The sequence below is a fragment of the Flavobacterium micromati genome, assembly GCF_900129585.1.
Classification (GTDB): domain Bacteria; phylum Bacteroidota; class Bacteroidia; order Flavobacteriales; family Flavobacteriaceae; genus Flavobacterium; species Flavobacterium micromati.
In genome coordinates this window covers 112946-133572 of record NZ_FQWF01000008.1, presented here as the reverse complement: position 1 = coordinate 133572, position 20627 = coordinate 112946, and the positions used below count along the sequence as shown (strand labels likewise).

Here is a 20627-nt window from a genome sequence, read left to right as displayed (position 1 = left end):
ATATATAAAACGATTTGGCTTAAGCCAATAAATCCAATACGAAAGAAGGATATAACCCTAAAGCAATATTCAAAACAATCGCAGTTACTGCTACCGCATAGATAATGAATGGTGTTGCTTTTCGTTCTTCATTAGGCTCCTTAGTGTACATAGCCAACATCAATCTGAAATAATAACCAACACTTATTATAGAATTGATAACTGCTATTATTACTAAATATAGATATCCTGCTTCAATGACATCACTAAAAAGCACCAACTTGGCAAAAAAGCCAGCAAAAATTGGGATTGCAGCCATTGATAACAATGACGCAGTTAAAACGGCCGCTAATATAGGATTATTTCTACCTAAACCATGGAAATTAACTATATCTTCATTATCTCTATTTTTACAAACATAAATAATCACACTAAAAGCTGCGATTCCTGACAGTGCATAAGCAGAAGCGTAATACAATAGGCTTCCCGCCGATGTTGATAAACTTAGCAACGTCATTAACATAAAGCCTGCATGCGAAATTCCAGAAAATGCCAGCATCCGTTTCACATTAGTTTGGCGCAAAGCCATAATATTACCAACAGTCATTGAGGCGATTGATATAATAACAATTATAATTTTGAATGACTCCGATAAATCAGCATTTAAAACAGAAAGTAACTTGTATAAAGTCGCCATTGCAACAACTTTAGCTAGCGTGCTCATAAGAGCTGTAGTCATCGTTGGTGATCCTTCATAAACATCTGGAGCCCAAAAGTGAAAAGGAACTGCTGCGATTTTAAACAACATGCCAATCGTAACTAACACAATACCTATTGGAAACCAAACTGGCAATTCAGCAGAACGGGACATTTCACTGATTTCAATTACATCAAAACTTCCCATCGCACCATAAATTAAACAAATACCAAAAAGGATTATCCCTGAAGCAAAAGAACCCATCAAGAAATACTTCATTCCAGCTTCATTGCTTTTTAAATTTAATCGGTCACTTGCAGCGAGGATATATAGAGCTATTGAAAGAACTTCGATTCCTAGAAAGAACATTGATAAATTCCCAAAAGAAACCATCGCAACTGATCCTGCAAGTAGAAATATTTTGATGGCCACATAATCTGAAATCTTAGTGGGATGCTTTTCGTAAAAATTGCCGCTCAATGCTACTAATAAGATAGTAAGAATGATGAATAGTGAAGAAAACGTAGTTGAAAATTTACTCACAACAATCATATTGCTGTAATAACTTTCAGTGGAATTAAATTCAGAAATAGTTAAACCTAGCACTGCTAACAATCCAATGATTGTAACAGGCACAAGAGCTTTTCTTAAATTAAAAATTTCAAATAGAAGGCATAAAACACCTAATCCGATTATAGCTATTAATGTATTCATTTTTTATCTGACTAGTTGATTCTATTAATTTGTATTAGTATTTCTTCTAAACTTGGTGTAATTAAATCCGTAATCGGCTTTGGATACATCCCAAAAAAGAACAATATTCCAATTATTGCAACCATAGTTATTCCTTCATTTACCGTTACATCAGCAAACACTTTTACATTTGTTTCGCCTAACATCGAATGCTGATACATTTTCAACATATAGTAAGCTCCTAATATTATGGTTGTACCACCTAAAACAGCAAACCAAATATTCACTTGGTACAAACTGTACAAAACTGTAAACTCACCTATGAAATTAAAAGTTGTAGGTAATGCAACAGATGCTAAAACCAAAAGTAAAAACATCGATGCCAATCGTGGCGCTTGAACCCGAATACCGCCCATATCAGCAATAGTTCGAGTTTCGTACCTTCTAAAAATGATTTCAGCCGCATAAAACAATCCAACAACAACAAAACCGTGTGCGATCATTTGCAAAACTGCTCCACGCAAACCGTCGATCGTCAACGTATAAGTTCCAGCAGCAATCAAACCTACGTGCGCTAGTGAAGAATAAGCTAATAATTTCTTTAAATCATTTTGCTTTAAAGCTACAATCGAACCGTAAATAACTCCTGCAATTCCCAGTCCAATGAAAATATATTTATATTCTGCTGCCGCTAAAGAAGTCAGAGGAAGTTGCCAACGAATAACGCTATACAATCCCATTTTTAGCATTATACCTGATAATAGCATTGTTCCTACGGTTGGCGATTTTTGATATACATTCGCCTGCCAAGTGTGGAAAGGGATTAAAGGAATCTTGATCGCATACGCTAAAAAGAATGCCAAGAATATCCACAATTGTTCCGTCTCAGATAATTCAAGTTTATATAAATCTTCTAATAAAAAGCTTCCTGCCTGTTGGTACAAATAAATAAATGCAACTAGCATAAACAACGATCCAGCCAGCGTGTAAATAAAGAATTTAACCACCGCTTTTTTACGCTCCTCTAAATCTCCATTACCCCAAATTAATGCGATAAAGTAAATAGGAATTAAAGCTAATTCCCAAAAAACGTAATACAGTAATCCATCAGAGGCTAGGAAAGTTCCAGCCATAGCAAATGACATAAATAAGATTAGCGCATAAAAGGATTTGGAATTTTTATATTGATTTCCAAACGAGGAAAAAATAATAATTACTGTTAAAACCGTCGTTAATAATAGCATTGCCATTGATAAACCATCGGCTTTAAGAGCGAAAGAGACATTTGGTTTTGTAATCCATTGAGTGATTAAACTAATATTCTCGCCCGCATTATAATGTGTTAGCAATACAATAGAACAACCTGCCGCGGCTAAACTAAAAAATAAAGACACTTTTGAAGCCAGCTTATCTCCCGAGAGAAAAGTCGCAAAGGCTCCAACTAAGAGTATAATTAATATAAGAGATACGTTCATAATAAAAAATTATTGGGCTAAAAATAAATAAGAAACAATGGCACAAAGCCCTAACACAAATGCAAAAAGATATAAACCTATACTTCCAGTTTGTATTTTCTTTCCTTGATAACTTAGTTCGTTAGTCAATTTCCCGAATCCAAAAACTAATGATGACAACCCAGTTTCAATTGTATCTCTAAAAAAACGAGACAAAACGTTAATTGGTTTCACAAATAGAGCATCATAGAATTCATCAACGTAATATTTATTGTAAAGCACTTTAGAAAATCCTGAAATTTCAGCATCTGCAACAGGAACTGAATTTTGCTTGATATATTTGGCATAAGCCAAAGCAATTCCTATTATTCCACCTATTACAGCAATTGCCATTAAAATATATTCAGTAGTTCCTAAATGATGTTCAGCAGTTGCCAGTTTTGGTAAAATAGGTGTTAAATACTCATTCAACCAGCTGTTACCAGGCAAACTAATCAATCCACCAATTGTGGCAAGAATCGCTAAAATTATTAATGGAGCAGTAATTAAAGCTGGACTTTCATGTAAATGACTTTTTTGTTCAGCAGTTCCTCTAAATTCTTTAAAGAAGGTGAGAAACATTAATCGGAACATATAAAAAGCAGTCATAATAGATGCTATTGAAGCAACAATCCACAACGGAATGCTTTGATGAAAAGCTACTAACAAAATTTCATCCTTCGAGAAAAAACCAGAAAATAATGGCACTCCTGAAATGGCTAATGAAGCAATTAACATTGTTGCAAAGGTAATAGGCATTGCTTTTTTCAATCCACCCATATTACGCATGTCTTGCTCTCCATGTAAAGCGTGAATAACTGAACCAGATCCTAAGAATAAACAAGCTTTGAAAAAAGCATGTGTGATAACATGAAAAACCGCAACTTCATAGGCGCCCAATCCCAAAGCTAAAAACATTAATCCTAATTGTGAAACTGTAGAATACGCTAAAACTTTCTTGATGTCATTTTGCACTAACCCTATTGTAGCTGCGACTAGAGCAGTTACAGCGCCAACAATAGCTATAATCGTTTGCACAAAAGGAGTTAAATCGAATATAAAATTCAACCTTGTAATCATAAAAATTCCTGCAGTTACCATCGTTGCAGCATGAATTAATGCCGAAACTGGCGTAGGTCCAGCCATCGCATCTGGCAACCATGTGTATAAAGGTATTTGTGCTGATTTTCCGCAAGCTCCAATAAAAAGGGCAAAAGCAGCGATAGAAAGCATGTACATATCAAGATCAGTAGCACTTGAAATAGCTGTTTTTAAAGAAGCATAATCTAAAGTGGAGAATAAATTACCAATGATGAAAATTCCGACTAATAAACCTAAATCACCTATTCTATTCATTATAAAAGCTTTCTTTGCAGCGTCATTGTATTCTTGGTTTTTGTACCAAAATCCAATCAACAAGTACGAACAAAGACCTACACCTTCCCAACCAATAAATAGTACTAATAAGTTACTACCTATTACTAACATGATCATAAAGAATATAAACAAATTTAGGTAAGCAAAAAACTTGTGCATGTTATCATCCTCATGCATGTAACTAATCGAATACATATGAATTAACGTTCCAATTCCAGTTACAAAAAGCAACCATAAAATAGACAGTTGATCCAACTGAAAACCAAAATCAACCGAAAAATTACTGATTTGGATCCAATCAAAAAGAGAAATTTTAATTCCTTGTGGTTGTGTCGATATACCGCCAAAGAAATAAGCGGTAGCAATAAAAGATATAAAAACGGTAACTGTTCCTATGATACCCGAAAGTGTTTTTCCTAAACTTTTTCCGAAAAAAACATTGACTAAAAATCCTAAAAGGGGAGCGAGAACTAAAACTAAAGCTATATTGGTATTCATTTCCATTTATCCTTTTAAGTTTTTTAAATTATCGATAGTAATTGAGCCTAAGTTTCTAAAAATAGAAACTAAAATTGCTAATCCTACAGCAACTTCAGCTGCAGCTACAGCCATCGAAAAGAATACGAAAACTTGTCCTTCCGCATCTTGATGATAAGTAGAAAAAGCAACAAACAAAAGATTTACGGCATTCAACATTATTTCAATGGACATAAATACAATTATGGCATTTCGTCTATACAATACTCCAAAAACGCCAATACAAAAAAGTATCACGCTAAGAAATATATAATTTTCTATACCAATGTGGTTTAAAATATTATTCATATTACTTTTCTAATTTTTCTTTTTTCGACAATAAAACAGCGCCAATCATAGCAACTAAAAGTAGTATAGAAGCAAATTCAAATGGAACCATATATTCATTCAACAATACTTTACCAAGTACTTTGATAGATTGGTAATCCTCACCAGTGGTCGTGTATTCACCCACGATAGGTTTTGAATTAATAAAGATTGCAATTAAAACCAGACAGATCAAACAAAAAGAAACAATCGCTCCTAATCGCGTAATTCTTGGCCGGTGCACTTCCCGTTGTTCGTTCAAATTCATTAACATAATGGTGAATAAAAACAAAATCATAATTGCACCAGAGTAAACAATAACGTGCACTATTGCGAGGAACTGCGCATTTAATAATAAATAATGACCTGCAATTGAGAAAAAACAAATCACCAAATAGATAGCACTATGAATTGGATTTTTACTAAATATGGTTAAAAATGCAGTTGCCAAAGTGATAGCAGACAACACGGAAAAAATGATAAGTACTAGAGACATTAATTAGCGTTTTTAAGTTGAGCGTTTTTCATTGCCATATCTAAAGGCATAACTAATTTATCTTTTCCAAAAATGAAATCTTCTCTTTCGTAACTTGAAGGTACTAATACTTTTGAAGTGGTTAAGTATATAGCATCTTTTGGACATGCTTCTTCACACAACCCACAAAAAATACATCGCAACATATTAATTTCATATATCGAGGCGTATTTTTCTTCTCTGTACAAATGCTTTTCGTCTGGTTTACGTTCCTCGGCCTTCATTGTAATTGCTTCAGCTGGACACGATAAAGCACATAATCCACAGGCGGTACAGTTTTCTCTACCTTGCTCATCACGTTTTAACATGTGTTGACCACGATACACAGGACTCATTACTCGCTCTTGTTCAGGATATTTAATAGTTACTTTTCTAGTGAACAAGTGCTGAATTGTAATTATCAATCCCTTAGCTATTGCAACAAGATATAATCTCTCCCAAAAAGTCATCTCTTTATTGGAGACCACTTTTTTTCTTCCCGATAAGGATATAGTTTCTATTGACATTTTCTATTTTTTTTTGAAGCTTAATCCTGCTATCCGCTACAATCTTTTAATCGCTATCGCTTTTAAAAGGATTTTCACTACTATCAGGGCTAGACATTCGAGTATTAAATAACATTTACGTTGAACTCAACTTTTATTTTTTAAAACCACTCCTCATTTTCTCCACCTTCTTCTCCTATCTTTAAACTAGTCCATCATGATAATTAAAAACCAATTCAATTTTCGTATCGTGATTAATCAATTTTTTTTTAACTCTTCAATTTACAATTTAGCATCTAAATTGTCGGAGGTTAATGGACCTTTATAATCCTAAAAAGGCAGCTAAATCAGCTCTCAAAATTACAATTCCAGTAATTACAATATTTATAATCGATAACGGAATTAATATTTTCCACCCCAAATGCATCAATTGATCATATCTAAATCTTGGAATAGTCCATCGCACCCACATAAAGAAAAATATAAAACCGCAAAGTTTAACAAACAAAGCGCCAAATCCTATTATATTCGCAATATTTACACCCCAATTTTCAACAGCCCAACTCATTCCTGGATAATTGTAACCTCCAAAGAATAAAACTGCTAAAAGTGTTGATGAAATAAACATATTAGCATACTCAGCAAAAAGGAAAAAGCCCATTTTCATGGAGGAGTATTCCGTGTGATAACCACCAATTAATTCAGTTTCACATTCCGGCAAATCAAAAGGTGTTCTGTTAGCCTCCGCAAATGCGCAAATTAGAAATATAATAAACGATAATGGTTGGTAAAATACATTCCAGTCCATTCCTGCTTGTTGAACTGAAATTTCTTTTAAACTTAGTGTTCCAGTCATCATCAACAATGCAATGATAGAAAGTCCCATTGCAATTTCATAGGAAACCATCTGTGATGCAGCACGAACTGACCCAATCAACGAAAACTTATTATTGGAAGCCCATCCACCTATCATTATTCCGTAAATACCCACCGAAACCACTCCGAAAAAATAGAGTAGACCAATATTTAAATCAGTAGCTTGTAGCAAGATATCTCTACCAAACAAATGCAATCGATCACCCCAAGGAATAACGGCACTTGTCATTAAAGCCGTACTCATAGCGATAGCAGGACCTACAAAAAACAAAAATCTGTTGGGTGTGTTGGGTTCAAATTCCTCTTTAGCAAACAATTTTAATCCGTCAGCAAGTGGTTGGAAAAGTCCCATTGGACCGGCTCTGTTAGGACCAACACGATCTTGAAGCCAGGCGGCTACTTTTCGTTCAGCCCAGGTAGAATACATTGCCATTAGCATTGTCAACGCAAATACAGTAACAATTACTACACTTTTCTCTATGATAAAAGTACTATCCATTATTGCTCAAGCTTTTTTGATTTATAATGTCTTCCGCCGTCAACGGGAATTCTGCCATACTTATTTTTTTACGGTCTTCTTCTCTACCTAAAAGTATTTTCTCCTCAGTAGCGATTTCAACTTTTTCTAATTTTCGAGTATAATTGTTTTGATTAATAACCGAATCTTTTTCGAAAACTCTTGGTCCTTCAATTACCCAATCCGTTACTTCTTTTTTATCAAAACGACAGGTATTACAAATGAATTCTTCCACTTCGTGGTACTCATCCTTTCTACCTGTTACACGTTGAATTTCGTCACCAAACATCCAAACCGTTGTTTTTCCACAACATTTATCACAATCTCTGTGCGCATTGTAAGGTTTGTTGAACCAAACTCTAGATTTGAATCTAAAAGTTTTATCTGTTAATGCTCCTACTGGACAAACATCTATCATATTTCCAGAGAACTCATTGTCAATTGCTTTAGAAATACAGGTCGAAATATTAGAATGATCGCCTCTATCCATCACACCGTGTACGCGGTCGTCCGTCAACTGATCGGCAACCATCACACAACGATAGCAAAGAATGCAACGATTCATGTGAAGTTGAATATTTTCACCAATATTTTCTGGTTCAAATGTCCTCTTTTCTTCTACAAAGCGACTCTCTGATTTTCCGTGCTCAAAACTTAAATTTTGTAAATCACATTCACCAGCTTGATCGCATACGGGACAATCTAATGGGTGATTGATTAACAAAAATTCAGTTACTGACTTTCTAGCTTCTTGTACACGTGGCGAAGATTTGCTATTAACTTCCATTCCATCCATACAACCCGTCACACAAGAGGCCATTAATTTTGGCATTGGTCTTGGATCAGCTTCACTTCCTTTTGCAACTTCTACTAAACAACAACGGCATTTTCCACCGCTCCCTTTTAATTTAGAATAATAACACATCGCAGGCGGAACTACTTCTCCTCCTATCATACGTGCTGCCTGCAGGATTGTGGTTCCTGGTTCTACTTCTATTGACTGACCGTCTATTGTTACTTTCATTATCTACTAATGTTTAACTCCAGTGGAGTATCTTAATTCTGAAATCAAAAATCTTAAACCAATTCTTTAGCAACTAAGTGCTTTACTTTATCAAAAGGCTCAGCAACAAAGTGATCTCTATTTTTTATTTTTTCTGGAAAACGAATGTGATATTCAAATTCATCTCTAAAATGACGAATCGCCGCTGCCACTGGCCATGCTGCTGCGTCACCAAGTGGACAAATTGTATTTCCTTCAATTTTACTTTGAATACTTAAAAGCAAATCAATATCTTCTTCACGGCCGTGACCATTTTCAATTCTGTGCAAAACTTTTTCCATCCACCCAGTTCCTTCGCGACAAGGAGAACATTGTCCGCAACTTTCATGGTGGTAAAAACGAGAGAAATTCCATGTATTACGCACGATACATGAAGTATCATTATAAACAATAAATCCTCCTGAGCCTAACATAGAGCCTGTTGCAAAACCTCCATCACTTAATGATTCATAAGACATCAAACGATCTTCACCATTTACAGTTTTATAAATTAAATGCGCCGGCAATACAGGAACAGAACTTCCTCCAGGTACAAAGGCTTTCAAAGGTCTATCAGAACTCATTCCTCCTAAATATTCATCAGAATTCATGAATTCATAAACACTTAATCCCATTTCTATTTCGTAAACACCTGGATTTTTAATGTGTCCAGAAGCCGAGATTAATTTGGTTCCTGTTGACCTTCCAATTCCAATTTTTGCATACTCAGCACCTGAATTATTTACAATCCAAGGCACAGCGGCAATTGTTTCTACATTATTTACAACAGTAGGATTTGACCACAATCCTGAAATAGCAGGAAATGGTGGTTTGATGCGAGGATTACCTCTTTTACCTTCTAATGATTCAATCAGCGCAGTTTCTTCACCACAAATATAAGCTCCAGCACCGCAATGAACATATAAATCTAAGTCGAAACCCGAACCTAATATATTTTTACCCAAAAATCCTGCTGCTTTAGCTTCGTTGATGGCTTTTTCTAATATTTTGTAAATCCACATATATTCGCCACGAATATAAATATAAGAGAGATTTGCACCCAATGCATAACTAGAAGTTATCATTCCTTCGATCAATAAATGAGGGATAAATTCCATTAAATAACGATCCTTGAAAGTTCCCGGTTCTGACTCATCGGCATTGCACACTAAATGTCTTGGCTTTCCTGATTTTTTATCAATGAAACTCCATTTCATACCAGCAGGGAAACCCGCACCACCACGACCACGTAATCCCGAAGTTTTTACTTCTTCAACTACTTCGTCAGGCGTTAAGGTTTTTAGTGCTTTCTCTACTGAGCTATATCCTCCGTTTGCACGGTAAACATCATAAGTTTTTATGCCAGGGATGTTTATTTTGTCTAATAATATTTGTCTTCCCATTTTTATTTATGGTAAATATTTATCTAAATTTTTTACTATTTTTTCAATATCCTTTTTCAAAGGAATAATATTATTTGTTGCAATCTTATAAATGATTTCGATGTCAACTCTAAAATATTCGTGCACTATCAAATTTCTGGTATTTATTATCTGTCGCTACGGCGCAGAATTATCAGGATCCATTATGATTTATTCTGAAATATTATTTGATGCTTCTCCTATAATTTCCAAGGAACGTTCAACTGCTAAAATCTTTTCTTTGTTATTCGAAAATTCTTCAAAACTAACGTTATAAAGAAAGCTTTCCAAATCTGTAATCGAATCAATAATATGTTCAATTCTATTTTTATTAGTTAAATTATGCCTCATAGATCAATATTTTGTCTTCGTTTACATAATTTTCTATCAGCGGAGAGACATACTTTAACGAGACAAAATCAACATCTTTATGCAATAACTCCTTTATTTCTTCCCACCAAAAAACATAATCCAATCCTATAATCCTAGAATAATCCCAGTCAATTAATAAATCAACATCACTATTTTCATTCGCTTCTCCTCTCGCATAAGAACCAAAAAGATATACTTTCTTAACAGGTTTGTCTGAAAAGAAAATCTTTATTTGATCTATCTGTTCGAGTGTTAATTTCATTTATTTATCTAATAAAACTATTTTACCGTCTTTACAATCTTCAATTAATTGATCTACTTTTTCTTTAGTTAGATGTTCTTTGTAAAAATCACCTAACTGCATCATAGGAGCATAGCCACAAGCACCTAAACATTCTACTCCTCTCACTTCAAAAAGACCATCTGCTGTAGGTTCACCTACTTTTATACCTAATTTTTCACAAGTATAATCCATCAAATCTTCTACGCCATTTAAGCAGCAAGGAGAAGTTTGACAAAACTCAAACATATATTTTCCGATAGGTCTTTGATTGTACATTGTATAAAACGAAACCACTTCATAAACCTCAATAGGTTTAATTTGAATAATTTCGGCTACTTTATCCATCAGTTCAATACTCAACCAGTTATCATGAGCATCTTGAACTTCATGTAATACTGGTAATAATGCTGATTTTCTTTTATCTTCTGGATAATAACTAATTAGTTCATTGATTCTATTTATCAATGTTTCAGTTATATTTATTTCTTGTTTGTGATGTGTTCTTTCCATTATTATTTTTTTTGCCACAAAGGCGCAAAGTCACAAATATTTTTTTTTGGATTTGTTAAATCTGCTATTTTTTTTTAAATCTGAAATCAATCCCGATCGTTATCGAGCCGTTAATCTAAAATCTTCACTCACCTTACGCGTCTAATTCCCCAGCAATAACGTTCATACTTGATAAGATAACAATAGCGTCAGAAAGTAAAGCGCCTTCAATCATTTCAGGATAGGCTTGGTAATAAATAAAGCAAGGTCTACGGAAATGCAATCTATATGGAGTACGACTACCATCTGTTACTAAATAAAAACCTAATTCTCCGTTTCCACCTTCAACCGGATGATAAATCTCAGCAACTGGAATAGGAACTTCTCCCATTACAATTTTGAAATGGTAAATTAAAGATTCCATATTGGTGTAAACGTCTTCTTTTGGTGGAAGGTAATAATCAGGAACATCAGCATGAAATTCATTCCCTTCTGGCATTTTAGCAAGTGCCTGTCGAATAATACTCAAACTTTCCCAAACCTCAGCATTACGAACGCAAAAACGATCATAAGTATCGCCTGATTTTCCAACAGGAACAATGAAATCAAAATCCTCATAAGAAGAATAGGGTTGCGCTACTCTTACATCATAATCGACTCCTGTCGCTCTTAAATTTGGACCCGTAAAACCATAATTCATCGCTTTTTCAGCAGTGATTGGACCTACATCTACTGTTCTATCAATAAAGATTCTATTTCGAACAAATAGATTTTCAAATTCTTGCCAAGCAGGAGGAAATTCCTCCAAGAAAACATCTAGTTTTCTGAATGCTTCTGGAGACCAGTCTCTTTCAAAACCACCAATCCGACCCATATTTGTAGTCAAACGCGCACCACAAATCTCCTCGTAAATTTCGTATATCTTCTCTCTAAATTGAAATACATATAAAAATCCAGTGTAGGCTCCAGTATCAACTCCTAAAATTGAATTACAAATAATGTGATCTGTAATTCTAGCAAGCTCCATAACGATAACCCTTAAATATTGCGCTCTTTTAGGAACTTCAATATCTAACAATTTTTCTAATGTCATCCACCATCCCATATTATTTATAGGCGATGAACAGTAATTCATCCTATCAGTAAGTGGAGTAATTTGATAAAATGGACGATTTTCAGCTATTTTTTCAAAAGCTCTGTGTATGTAACCAATAGTTGGTTCAGCCTCTAAGATGCGTTCTCCATCCATCAACAAGATATTTTGAAAAATACCATGTGTTGCAGGGTGCGTTGGCCCTAAATTCAAGATTGAAAGCTCGCTTCCATCTTCATTTAGTTGCTCTTTTATTCTTTTAGCATAACGATGCTCCGGTGGTAATAATAGTTCTGACATTTATAATGTTGAATTATTTATTTTTTCTTCAATTTCTATTTTTAAATTTGGAAGATGATTAATCACAATGCTCCAAATATTCTCATCAGATATATTATCGTAAGAATGTATAATCTGATTTCGTAATCCTATAATCCTTTTTGAGTTAGCAATTTTAAAATTTGAATTTTCCTTCAAAATTCTGTTTACTGCTTCGCCAATTATTTCAAGATTTCTTTCAATCCCTCTTTTTAAAAGAGTGTTATTTCTATATTCAAAGAACGATTTTCCGTTAGTAACTAAAAAATCATCGATTTCCTATCGCTAATTTTATATCAAATAAAGATTTTAAAATCTTTTCATCCATAGATTAGTTGTTTTTCACGATCTACTATTCTCCTGAAAATTGGATTTTTAATTGCTTGATTTTCAACTAAATCAACATTTCTGTTTAATAATATTTCTATTTTTTCTTTAAAATCCATATAATTATCAAAATATTCTTTTAAATATACTGATGAAAACTGAATTAACATATCAATGTCACTTTCATCATTAAATTTATCAGTTAAAATTGAACCAAATAAAAACAATTGCTTCACATGATGCTGTTCACACAGCGCATTTAATTTTGCTTTATTTTTTTCAATTATTTTCATTTTCTAATTATTATCGGTTGTTCTTCCAAAGAAACGATCATCCTTATCAGTTCTTCCGCTGTCTTCCATTGGAAATTCCTTACGCATTGGAAATGAAATCATCTCATCCATATTCAAAATACGTTTTAACTGTGGATGTCCAATAAAATCAATTCCGTAAAAATCATAAGCTTCTCTTTCCATCCAATTTGAACATCGGAAAATATTTGAGATCGTTCTAATTTTTGGATTAACACCGTCGATGTAAACTTTGATTTTTATTCGTTTGTTTTCATACCAGTTGTGCATGTGATACACTACTGCAAACTGTCTACTTAATTCGTTATCTGGATAATGAATCGCGCAAAGATCAGTTAAGAAATGGAATCGTAAATCCGGATCGTTTTTCAAAAAAAGTATTAAAGCTGTAATTGAATCAGCTGTTGATTCGAATGAAAAAATATCTTTTTCTTGATTGTAATTAAAAACATTTAAACCAAATGTTTCATTAATTTTCTCTTGAATTTGAATTGCTTCTAAAGCCATTTATTTGATATTATAAGATGCCAATAGTTCTTGATACTCAGGAGAACTTCTTCTACGCACGGATTCAGTTCTTACTAATTCTTGTAATTTCATTACTCCATCAATAATTTGCTCCGGACGTGGCGGGCAACCAGGAACGTAAACATCTACAGGAATAACTTTGTCAATTCCTTGTAAGGTGGAATACGTGTCAAAAATACCACCAGAACTTGCACAAGCTCCCACCGCTATAACCCAACGAGGTTCTGTCATTTGCTCGTAAACCTGACGTAAAATTGGCGCCATTTTTTTAGATATTGTCCCCATAACCATTAGCATATCCGCTTGACGTGGAGAAAAACTCACACGCTCTGAACCAAAACGTGCTAAATCGTAATGCGAAGCCATTGTTGCCATAAACTCAATACCGCAACAAGATGTTGCAAAAGGCAGTGGCCATAATGAATTAGCTCGAGCCATACCCACAACATCGTTTAGTTTCGTAGCGAAAAATCCTTCACCTACGACTCCTTCTGGAGGGGCAACCATATTTATTTTTGAATCGCTCATCTTGATATTAGATTTTAGATTTTGTAAACCTTAAAAAAGAAAAATATTATATCTAAATACTATTCTTAATTTCATTTATCCCTTCGGGATTAGAGTACAATTATTCCCATTCTAAAGCTTTCTTTTTGATGATATAGAAAAAACCAACTAGAAGCATCATCATAAAAATAATCATTTTAAACATTCCTTCTATTCCTAATTCCTTGAAATTCACTGCCCAAGGATATAGAAAAATAACCTCAACATCAAAAAGAACAAATAATATTGCAACTAGAAAATATTTTACCGAAAAAGGAATTCTCGCATTTCCAACAGATTCAATTCCGCATTCAAAGTTTTTATCTTTGGCCTCAGAAGAACGTTTTGGTCCTAATTTACCTGAAGCTACAATAGTTACGACAACAAATCCAACTGCTAATATTAGCTGCATCAAAATAGGTATATAATTTAATTGATCAGATTGCATATTTAGAATTTTATTAAATAAGAAGAAGTTACAAAGATAGGTCTCAAGTATCGAAAAGACAAGTTAAAAACAATGTTAAGTTTCAGCTAAAATACAATATCTAAGTAATTTTTATTGATTATAAATAAGCCAATCTCTCTTTAAAATTAAGGCATAAAAAAAAACGCCCCGAATAAATCGAAACGTTTTTCACATTCTTGAACAAAAAATAAATTCTTTGTTTAGATCACTGCTACTTTCGCAGCAACTTTTCCTTTTCTTCCTTCTTCTTCTTCGTAGCTTACTCTATCACCTTCGCGTAATTCTTCCGCGTTGATTCCTGATGCATGAACAAAAATGTCTTTTCCTGTTTCTTCGTCTGTAATGAATCCATAACCTTTAGATTCATTGAAAAATTTAACTGTACCTGTACGCATTGTAATTGTAATAATAATTTATAATGAGGCAAATATAATATTTAATATAATACGAAATACCAACTTCTCTTTTTTTTTCTAAAATAATTGATATTCAACGCTTTCTGGCAAATTATTGCAAGTACGTAAAATTAAACTAGCTTTATATGAAGCTCTTTTAATTGCGCATCATCAATTTTAGAAGGTGCATCAATCATAACGTCTCTCCCTGAATTGTTTTTTGGAAAAGCAATAAAATCACGTATTGTTTCCTGTCCTCCAAGAATAGCTACTAATCTATCCAATCCAAATGCTAATCCACCATGAGGCGGAGCACCAAACTGAAATGCGTCCATCAAAAATCCAAACTGTTCTTTGGCTTCCTCTGGCGTGAAACCTAAGTATTTAAACATCAATTGCTGCGTAGCTTTATCGTGAATACGAATCGAACCACCGCCTATTTCATTACCGTTCAAAACCATATCATAAGCATTAGCACGCACTTTTCCTGGATCTGTCTCTAAGAGTGCCATATCTTCAGGTTTAGGAGAAGTAAAAGGATGATGCATCGCGTGGTAACGGCCGCTTTCTTCGTCTAATTCCAATAAAGGGAAATCAACAACCCAAAGTGGCGCAAATTCTGCGGGATTTCTCAGTCCTAAACGAGTGGCTAATTCCATTCTTAAAGCAGAAAGTTGCGTTCTCGTTTTATGAGCAGGACCAGAAACCACAAAGATCATATCGCTAGCTTTAGCTCCAGTGACTTTTGCCCAATTAGCCAAATCCTTTTGGTCGTAAAATTTATCTACTGATGATTTATAGGTTCCATCTTCATTACATTTTACATATACCATTCCGCTAGCGCCAACTTGCGGGCGTTTCATCCAATCTATTAAACCATCTATTTCTTTACGAGTATAGTTTCCTGCACCTGAAACTGCAATTCCAACAACTAATTCCGCAGCATTAAAAACAGGGAAATCTTTATGTTGCGCAAAGTCGTTCAGTTCTCCAAACTCCATTCCAAAACGAATATCCGGCTTATCATTTCCATAAGTCTTCATCGCATAATCGTAAGTAATCCTTGGAAATTTATCTACTTCTATTCCTTTTATTTCTTTTAGTAAATGCCTAGTCAAACCTTCAAAAACATTTAAAATGTCTTCTTGTTCAACAAAAGCCATTTCACAATCTATTTGTGTAAACTCAGGTTGTCTATCGGCGCGTAAATCTTCATCACGGAAACATTTTACGATTTGGAAATATTTATCCATTCCGCCTACCATCAACAATTGTTTAAACGTTTGTGGCGATTGTGGCAACGCGTAAAATTGTCCTTCATTCATGCGAGAAGGAACTACAAAATCTCTTGCACCTTCTGGAGTTGATTTAATTAAGTACGGTGTTTCCACTTCGCAAAAATCTAAATCCGAAAGATACTTACGCACTTCCATTGCCACTTTATGACGAAAAAGTAAGTTGTTCTTAACCGGATTTCTTCTGATATCCAAGTATCGGTATTTCATTCTAATGTCTTCTCCACCATCCGTTTCGTCCTCGATAGTAAAAGGTGGTGTTAATGATGCGTTTAGAATGTTTAATTCAGTAACTAAAATTTCAATATCACCAGTGAGCATATTTTTATTCTTGGCCTCCCGCTCAATAACAGTTCCTTTTACTTGGATAACAAATTCGCGACCTAGCGTTTTTGCCAATTCAAAAACTGATTTATCAGAGCGACCTTCGTCAAAAATTAATTGCGTTACTCCATAACGATCACGTAAATCGACCCAATTCATAAATCCTTTATCACGCGATTTTTGAACCCAACCTGCAAGCGTTACTTCTGTATTAATATTCGAGGCGTTCAACTCGCCGCAATTATGACTTCTATACATTTTTTATTATTTTAAATTATTTAGCTCAGTGAAAACGGTTGCAAATTTAGGACTAATTATCAATATTGGATTGACAAAAGGCAAATTTTAGTAGTGAGATTGAAAGCACATTCAAAATCAATTGTTAAATTTTACTCCAATGTTACTAAATTGTTAAGTTAAAGTTTTTTTATTGTAAATTGTTTTCTATATTTGTTAAGCTATTATGAACTCTAAATCTTAAAGACATGAAAAAATATATAATTTTAAGCGCCATACTTTTCACAGGAATAACATTTGCTCAAGAAAATAACCCCAAGTTAGAAGCAGTAGGTGAGTTAGTAAAAACAACCTATTATTTTGAAAACGGAAAAGTACAGCAAGAAGGTTTCTTTAAAAACGGAAAACTTGATGGAGTATGGACATCGTATGATGCTAATGGAAACAAACTAGCAGTTGCTAATTATGATAATGGCGAAAAAACTGGAAAATGGTTTTTCTTGACTGGTACTAATTTGAATGAAGTAGATTACTCAAATAGTAATATAGCTTCTGTAAAAACATGGAAAAAAGATGCTTTAGTGACTAGAGACTAAAAACCAACCCTTCAAAATACATCAAAAGCTTTCGCATCTGCGAAAGCTTTTTTTTGTTTGTACTAAACGCAAATTGTAACTATTTATTAATGCGTTTGCGCAAAAAAAAGAATATCGACCAATTGCAAAATGAAACCACAATCGAGTCCACTCCAATTATTACTTTTCATTTGCAGATAACATTTGTTTTTTATTGGAATATAGAATTCGCATATCTTCATCAATGTTTGCGAACAAATTAAACTCATGCTCATTTCATAAGACAACACTATTATTAAAAGATACATTGAAAACTCTTGCACTTCAATAAACAAAAGAGCATCACAAATTACAACTGTCATTCTGCTAAAGTTGCTTTCTCCCAGCAGATATTGCAAAATGGCGGCTTTAGCTTAATTCACAATAAGCATTGATTGTGAATAAACTCTTAATGGGAGAAAAAAACAGCCAACTTTTAGATTCATTATTTAAAAACGTGTCTTCTGAAAACGAACTGATGCGAATTGAAAATGTTCTTCAAAGCAATAATTTCACTATTTATTTGTAATAAAAAAACGATTATATTTGAAACGAACTAAAGCTCTTGATTGGTATAATTAACAAAGTTGTACAGGATTTAGGAAATGGGTACAAAGGCTGGTTCCGAAAGCTATCGGAATTGCAAAGCGGGGGACATTTGCGCAGCGGTGAGATAAAATTCTAAATATGCCAGAAAATTAAATGCAGATAACATGAAATTAATAAAAGGATTTGATTGCATACAAAAAGAAATATATGGAAATGGAACAGAAAAAATACTGTCAAATAAGATAGTTAAAATACAAACCGAATTAATAAGACCAAGTTTAATATTTAAAAATAAAGCGAATAAGGTTATAGATTTAAATTCAATAAAACAATTTACATACAGCAAGCAGCTTCGCTCTAACGCTTTATACCCAGACGAATATTTTAGTGCAAACGAATTAAAATTTTTATCCGAAATTTATGCTTTTTCAGTAGTTGAAAGTAATCGGCATAAAGGATTTTTTCATAGCAAATTAAGCATCAATCCATTATACACATCACCAGGGACAATTGAGTTTATAGAATATCAAGATAAAGAATACCTTATTATTAAATTTACTCGATGGCAGCATGATTATCAACCACGTGGAGCGGGCGAAGATCAATTAGGGGAAGACATCACTTACATACACGGGATTTGGGAAGACCCTTTATTAACAGATGAAATCATAAAAAAAATAAAAGCACAATGACAATTATTGATAAAATAACATTTGTTCTACTCTTACAATTTTTTTTTCATCTAGTAAAAGAATTAGGAGAGTGGATTCTTAAAACTGGCCTCAAAGACGCAATTATAGGAAAAAGCATTGTAGCTCTTTTAAAAGATTCTAAAATCATGAAAGACGGTTCTTTGATTAAATTATATTATGAAAACGGTACTCCAAAAACAATTAGATAATGGCAAAAATAGAGCGAATAACATTTGAAAAAATATCTAGATATTTTGAGAATTTATATTTTGTAGATTTATTTTTCGATGAAAATTCTAAAAGTTTTGAATTTATCAAAAGTTGTAATGATATAAAATATTTTATAAGGATTACTTATTTCTTAGATAAAGGTAAAATTAGCTTAAATAGTAGAATACCATATTATATTTTTTCAAACAAAGTTAATTGCATTTTAGAAAAGTTTACATATACAAAAGGCGTTTACGAAGATACATTACTGGCTTTTCCCAATTACAATAAAAACATTGATGACGAAACTCTCAATCAACTCAAAAACCTACCCATACAAACCGAAGAAGATTTTCAGGTTGCGTTAGGCATTATTGCAACACATATAGAAACTTATGTTTTGCCTTTTTTTGCCAAAGTACCCAACCTACAAACCATCAATGATGAAGTTATAAATAAAGTTCCTCAACAAGATTATACTGAATTTATTAAAGGCAGAACAACTTACAAAGTATTAATAATTATGAAATTATGTCATAATACTAAATATGATGAATTTAAAAATTGGGCTTTAGACGCTTACGAAAAAGAAATTCCTAAAAATCCTGAAAAATGGACAGAGGCATTAGCGGATTTAAAATCTCTCGTAATGTATTTAGAAAGTGGTCAATATCACGAATGTTTAACATTAAAAGAATAGGATGTACTACATTAGTTTGAGCAGAACATAACTGTTTGACGATTAATAACAAAAAAATGCTCAAAAATTAGGTGTGTGGATTCTTAAAACTGACCCCAAAGGCGAAATTATAGGAAAAAGCATTGACGCTCTTTTAAAAGATTCTAAAATCATGAAAGACGGCTCATTTAATAAATTATATTCAGAAAACGGTACTCCAAAAACAATTAAATAATGGCAAAAATACAGCGATTAACATTTGAAAAAATATCTAGATATTTTGAGAATTTAGATTTTAAAGATTTATTTTTCGATGAAAATTCCAAAAGTTTTGAATTTATCAAAAATTTTAATGATGTAAAATATTTTGTAAGGATTACTTATTTCTTAGATAAAGGGAAAATCAGCTTAAATAGCAGAATACCATATTATATTTTTTCAAATAAAGTTAATAGCATTTTAGAAAAGTTTACATATACAAAAGGCGTTTACGAAGATACATTATTTGCTTTTCCTAATTACAATAATAACATTGATGACGAAACTCTCAATCAACTCAAAAACCTACACATACAAACCGAAGAAGATTTTCAACTTGCGTTAGGCATTATTGCAACACATATAGAAACGTATGTTTTGCCTTTTTTTGCCAAAGTACCCAACCTACAAACCATCAATGATGAAGTTATAAATAAAGTCGCTCAACAAGATTATACGGAATATATTGAAGGCAGAACGACTTACAAAGTATTAATAATTATGAAATTATGTCATAATACTAAATATGATGAATTTAAAAATTGGGCTTTAGACGCTTACGAAAAAGAAATTCCTAAAAATCCTGAGAAATGGACAAAGGCATTAATGGATTTAAAATCTCTTATAATGTATTTAGAAAGTGGTCAATATCAAGAATGTTTAACATTAAAAGAATAAAG

25 protein-coding genes and 1 pseudogene are annotated in these 20627 nt (G+C 33.2%); 6 read left to right on the top strand and 20 right to left on the bottom strand.

What is annotated here, in order from left to right:
* Positions 1-19: 19 nt before the first annotated feature.
* From BUB42_RS10040 to aspS, 20 genes and pseudogenes are all read right to left on the bottom strand, one after another.
* Positions 20-1390, bottom strand: a complete 1371-nt coding sequence (locus BUB42_RS10040) for an NADH-quinone oxidoreductase subunit N (RefSeq protein ID WP_073019766.1) — start codon at positions 1388-1390, stop codon at positions 20-22.
* An 11-nt stretch (positions 1391-1401) separates the two neighbouring features.
* Positions 1402-2844, bottom strand: a complete 1443-nt coding sequence (locus BUB42_RS10035) for a complex I subunit 4 family protein (RefSeq protein ID WP_073019765.1) — start codon at positions 2842-2844, stop codon at positions 1402-1404.
* Positions 2845-2853: 9 nt separating this feature from the next.
* Positions 2854-4737: an NADH-quinone oxidoreductase subunit L gene (gene nuoL / locus BUB42_RS10030; RefSeq protein ID WP_073019875.1), complete on the bottom strand. Its 1884-nt coding sequence runs from the start codon at positions 4735-4737 to the stop codon at positions 2854-2856.
* 6 nt (positions 4738-4743) lie between these two features.
* A complete protein-coding gene (nuoK, locus tag BUB42_RS10025; protein WP_073019763.1) occupies positions 4744-5064 on the bottom strand; it encodes an NADH-quinone oxidoreductase subunit NuoK in 321 nt (106 codons plus the stop codon).
* 1 nt (position 5065) lies between these two features.
* Positions 5066-5578 carry an NADH-quinone oxidoreductase subunit J family protein gene (locus BUB42_RS10020; protein WP_073019761.1) on the bottom strand — a complete coding sequence of 171 codons (513 nt, stop codon included), beginning with the start codon at positions 5576-5578 and terminating at the stop codon, positions 5066-5068.
* Positions 5578-6123 (bottom strand): NuoI/complex I 23 kDa subunit family protein, encoded by a 546-nt coding sequence (locus tag BUB42_RS10015; RefSeq protein WP_073019760.1) that lies wholly within the window; start codon positions 6121-6123, stop codon positions 5578-5580. The genes BUB42_RS10020 and BUB42_RS10015 overlap by 1 nt, the downstream gene beginning before the upstream one ends.
* 301 nt (positions 6124-6424) lie before the next feature.
* Positions 6425-7477 carry an NADH-quinone oxidoreductase subunit NuoH gene (nuoH, locus tag BUB42_RS10010; RefSeq protein ID WP_073019758.1) on the bottom strand — a complete coding sequence of 351 codons (1053 nt, stop codon included), beginning with the start codon at positions 7475-7477 and terminating at the stop codon, positions 6425-6427.
* Complete coding sequence (locus tag BUB42_RS10005; protein WP_073019756.1) at positions 7470-8519, bottom strand: NADH-quinone oxidoreductase subunit G; 1050 nt, start codon at positions 8517-8519, stop codon at positions 7470-7472. The genes nuoH and BUB42_RS10005 overlap by 8 nt, the downstream gene beginning before the upstream one ends.
* 53 nt (positions 8520-8572) lie before the next feature.
* Positions 8573-9940, bottom strand: a complete 1368-nt coding sequence (gene nuoF, locus BUB42_RS10000) for an NADH-quinone oxidoreductase subunit NuoF (protein WP_073019755.1) — start codon at positions 9938-9940, stop codon at positions 8573-8575.
* Between the two features lie 6 nt (positions 9941-9946).
* Positions 9947-10309: pseudogene (locus BUB42_RS16750) on the bottom strand (HepT-like ribonuclease domain-containing protein).
* Positions 10299-10592 carry a nucleotidyltransferase family protein gene (locus BUB42_RS09990; RefSeq protein ID WP_073019753.1) on the bottom strand — a complete coding sequence of 98 codons (294 nt, stop codon included), beginning with the start codon at positions 10590-10592 and terminating at the stop codon, positions 10299-10301. The pseudogene BUB42_RS16750 and the gene BUB42_RS09990 overlap by 11 nt, the downstream one beginning before the upstream one ends.
* On the bottom strand, positions 10593-11123 hold the full coding sequence (locus BUB42_RS09985) for a complex I 24 kDa subunit family protein (protein WP_073019751.1): 531 nt from the start codon (positions 11121-11123) through the stop codon (positions 10593-10595).
* 133 nt (positions 11124-11256) lie between these two features.
* The gene (locus BUB42_RS09980; RefSeq protein WP_073019749.1) at positions 11257-12495 is read right to left on the bottom strand and encodes an NADH-quinone oxidoreductase subunit D; all 1239 of its coding nucleotides are present in this window, start codon (positions 12493-12495) and stop codon (positions 11257-11259) included.
* Positions 12496-12717: a HepT-like ribonuclease domain-containing protein gene (locus tag BUB42_RS16875; RefSeq protein WP_317614899.1), complete on the bottom strand. Its 222-nt coding sequence runs from the start codon at positions 12715-12717 to the stop codon at positions 12496-12498.
* Positions 12718-12833: 116 nt separating this feature from the next.
* Positions 12834-13133, bottom strand: coding sequence for a nucleotidyltransferase family protein (locus BUB42_RS09970; protein WP_073019747.1), 300 nt, complete (start codon positions 13131-13133; stop codon positions 12834-12836).
* A gap of 3 nt (positions 13134-13136) precedes the next feature.
* The gene (locus tag BUB42_RS09965) at positions 13137-13658 is read right to left on the bottom strand and encodes an NADH-quinone oxidoreductase subunit C (protein ID WP_073019745.1); all 522 of its coding nucleotides are present in this window, start codon (positions 13656-13658) and stop codon (positions 13137-13139) included.
* Positions 13659-14207, bottom strand: coding sequence for an NADH-quinone oxidoreductase subunit B (locus tag BUB42_RS09960; protein ID WP_072988550.1), 549 nt, complete (start codon positions 14205-14207; stop codon positions 13659-13661).
* Between the two features lie 100 nt (positions 14208-14307).
* A complete protein-coding gene (locus BUB42_RS09955; RefSeq protein ID WP_073019744.1) occupies positions 14308-14673 on the bottom strand; it encodes an NADH-quinone oxidoreductase subunit A in 366 nt (121 codons plus the stop codon).
* 221 nt (positions 14674-14894) lie between these two features.
* Complete coding sequence (locus tag BUB42_RS09950; protein WP_007137066.1) at positions 14895-15089, bottom strand: cold-shock protein; 195 nt, start codon at positions 15087-15089, stop codon at positions 14895-14897.
* 131 nt (positions 15090-15220) lie between these two features.
* Positions 15221-16966 carry an aspartate--tRNA ligase gene (gene aspS / locus BUB42_RS09945; RefSeq protein WP_073019742.1) on the bottom strand — a complete coding sequence of 582 codons (1746 nt, stop codon included), beginning with the start codon at positions 16964-16966 and terminating at the stop codon, positions 15221-15223.
* 227 nt (positions 16967-17193) lie between these two features.
* On the opposite strand from aspS, the gene BUB42_RS09940 reads away from it, so the two are divergent.
* From BUB42_RS09940 to BUB42_RS09915, 6 genes are all read left to right on the top strand, one after another.
* The gene (locus BUB42_RS09940) at positions 17194-17541 is read left to right on the top strand and encodes a toxin-antitoxin system YwqK family antitoxin (protein WP_073019741.1); all 348 of its coding nucleotides are present in this window, start codon (positions 17194-17196) and stop codon (positions 17539-17541) included.
* Between the two features lie 731 nt (positions 17542-18272).
* Positions 18273-18800 (top strand): hypothetical protein, encoded by a 528-nt coding sequence (locus BUB42_RS09930; RefSeq protein ID WP_073019737.1) that lies wholly within the window; start codon positions 18273-18275, stop codon positions 18798-18800.
* A complete protein-coding gene (locus tag BUB42_RS09925) occupies positions 18797-19009 on the top strand; it encodes a hypothetical protein (protein WP_073019727.1) in 213 nt (70 codons plus the stop codon). Before BUB42_RS09930 ends, BUB42_RS09925 begins: the two co-directional genes overlap by 4 nt.
* Entirely contained in the window at positions 19009-19710 is a 702-nt protein-coding gene (locus tag BUB42_RS09920) for a hypothetical protein (RefSeq protein WP_073019735.1), read from the top strand. Before BUB42_RS09925 ends, BUB42_RS09920 begins: the two co-directional genes overlap by 1 nt.
* A gap of 73 nt (positions 19711-19783) precedes the next feature.
* Complete coding sequence (locus BUB42_RS16430) at positions 19784-19924, top strand: hypothetical protein (RefSeq protein WP_170857215.1); 141 nt, start codon at positions 19784-19786, stop codon at positions 19922-19924.
* Positions 19924-20625 (top strand): hypothetical protein, encoded by a 702-nt coding sequence (locus BUB42_RS09915; protein ID WP_073019733.1) that lies wholly within the window; start codon positions 19924-19926, stop codon positions 20623-20625. Before BUB42_RS16430 ends, BUB42_RS09915 begins: the two co-directional genes overlap by 1 nt.
* Positions 20626-20627: the final 2 nt, after the last annotated feature.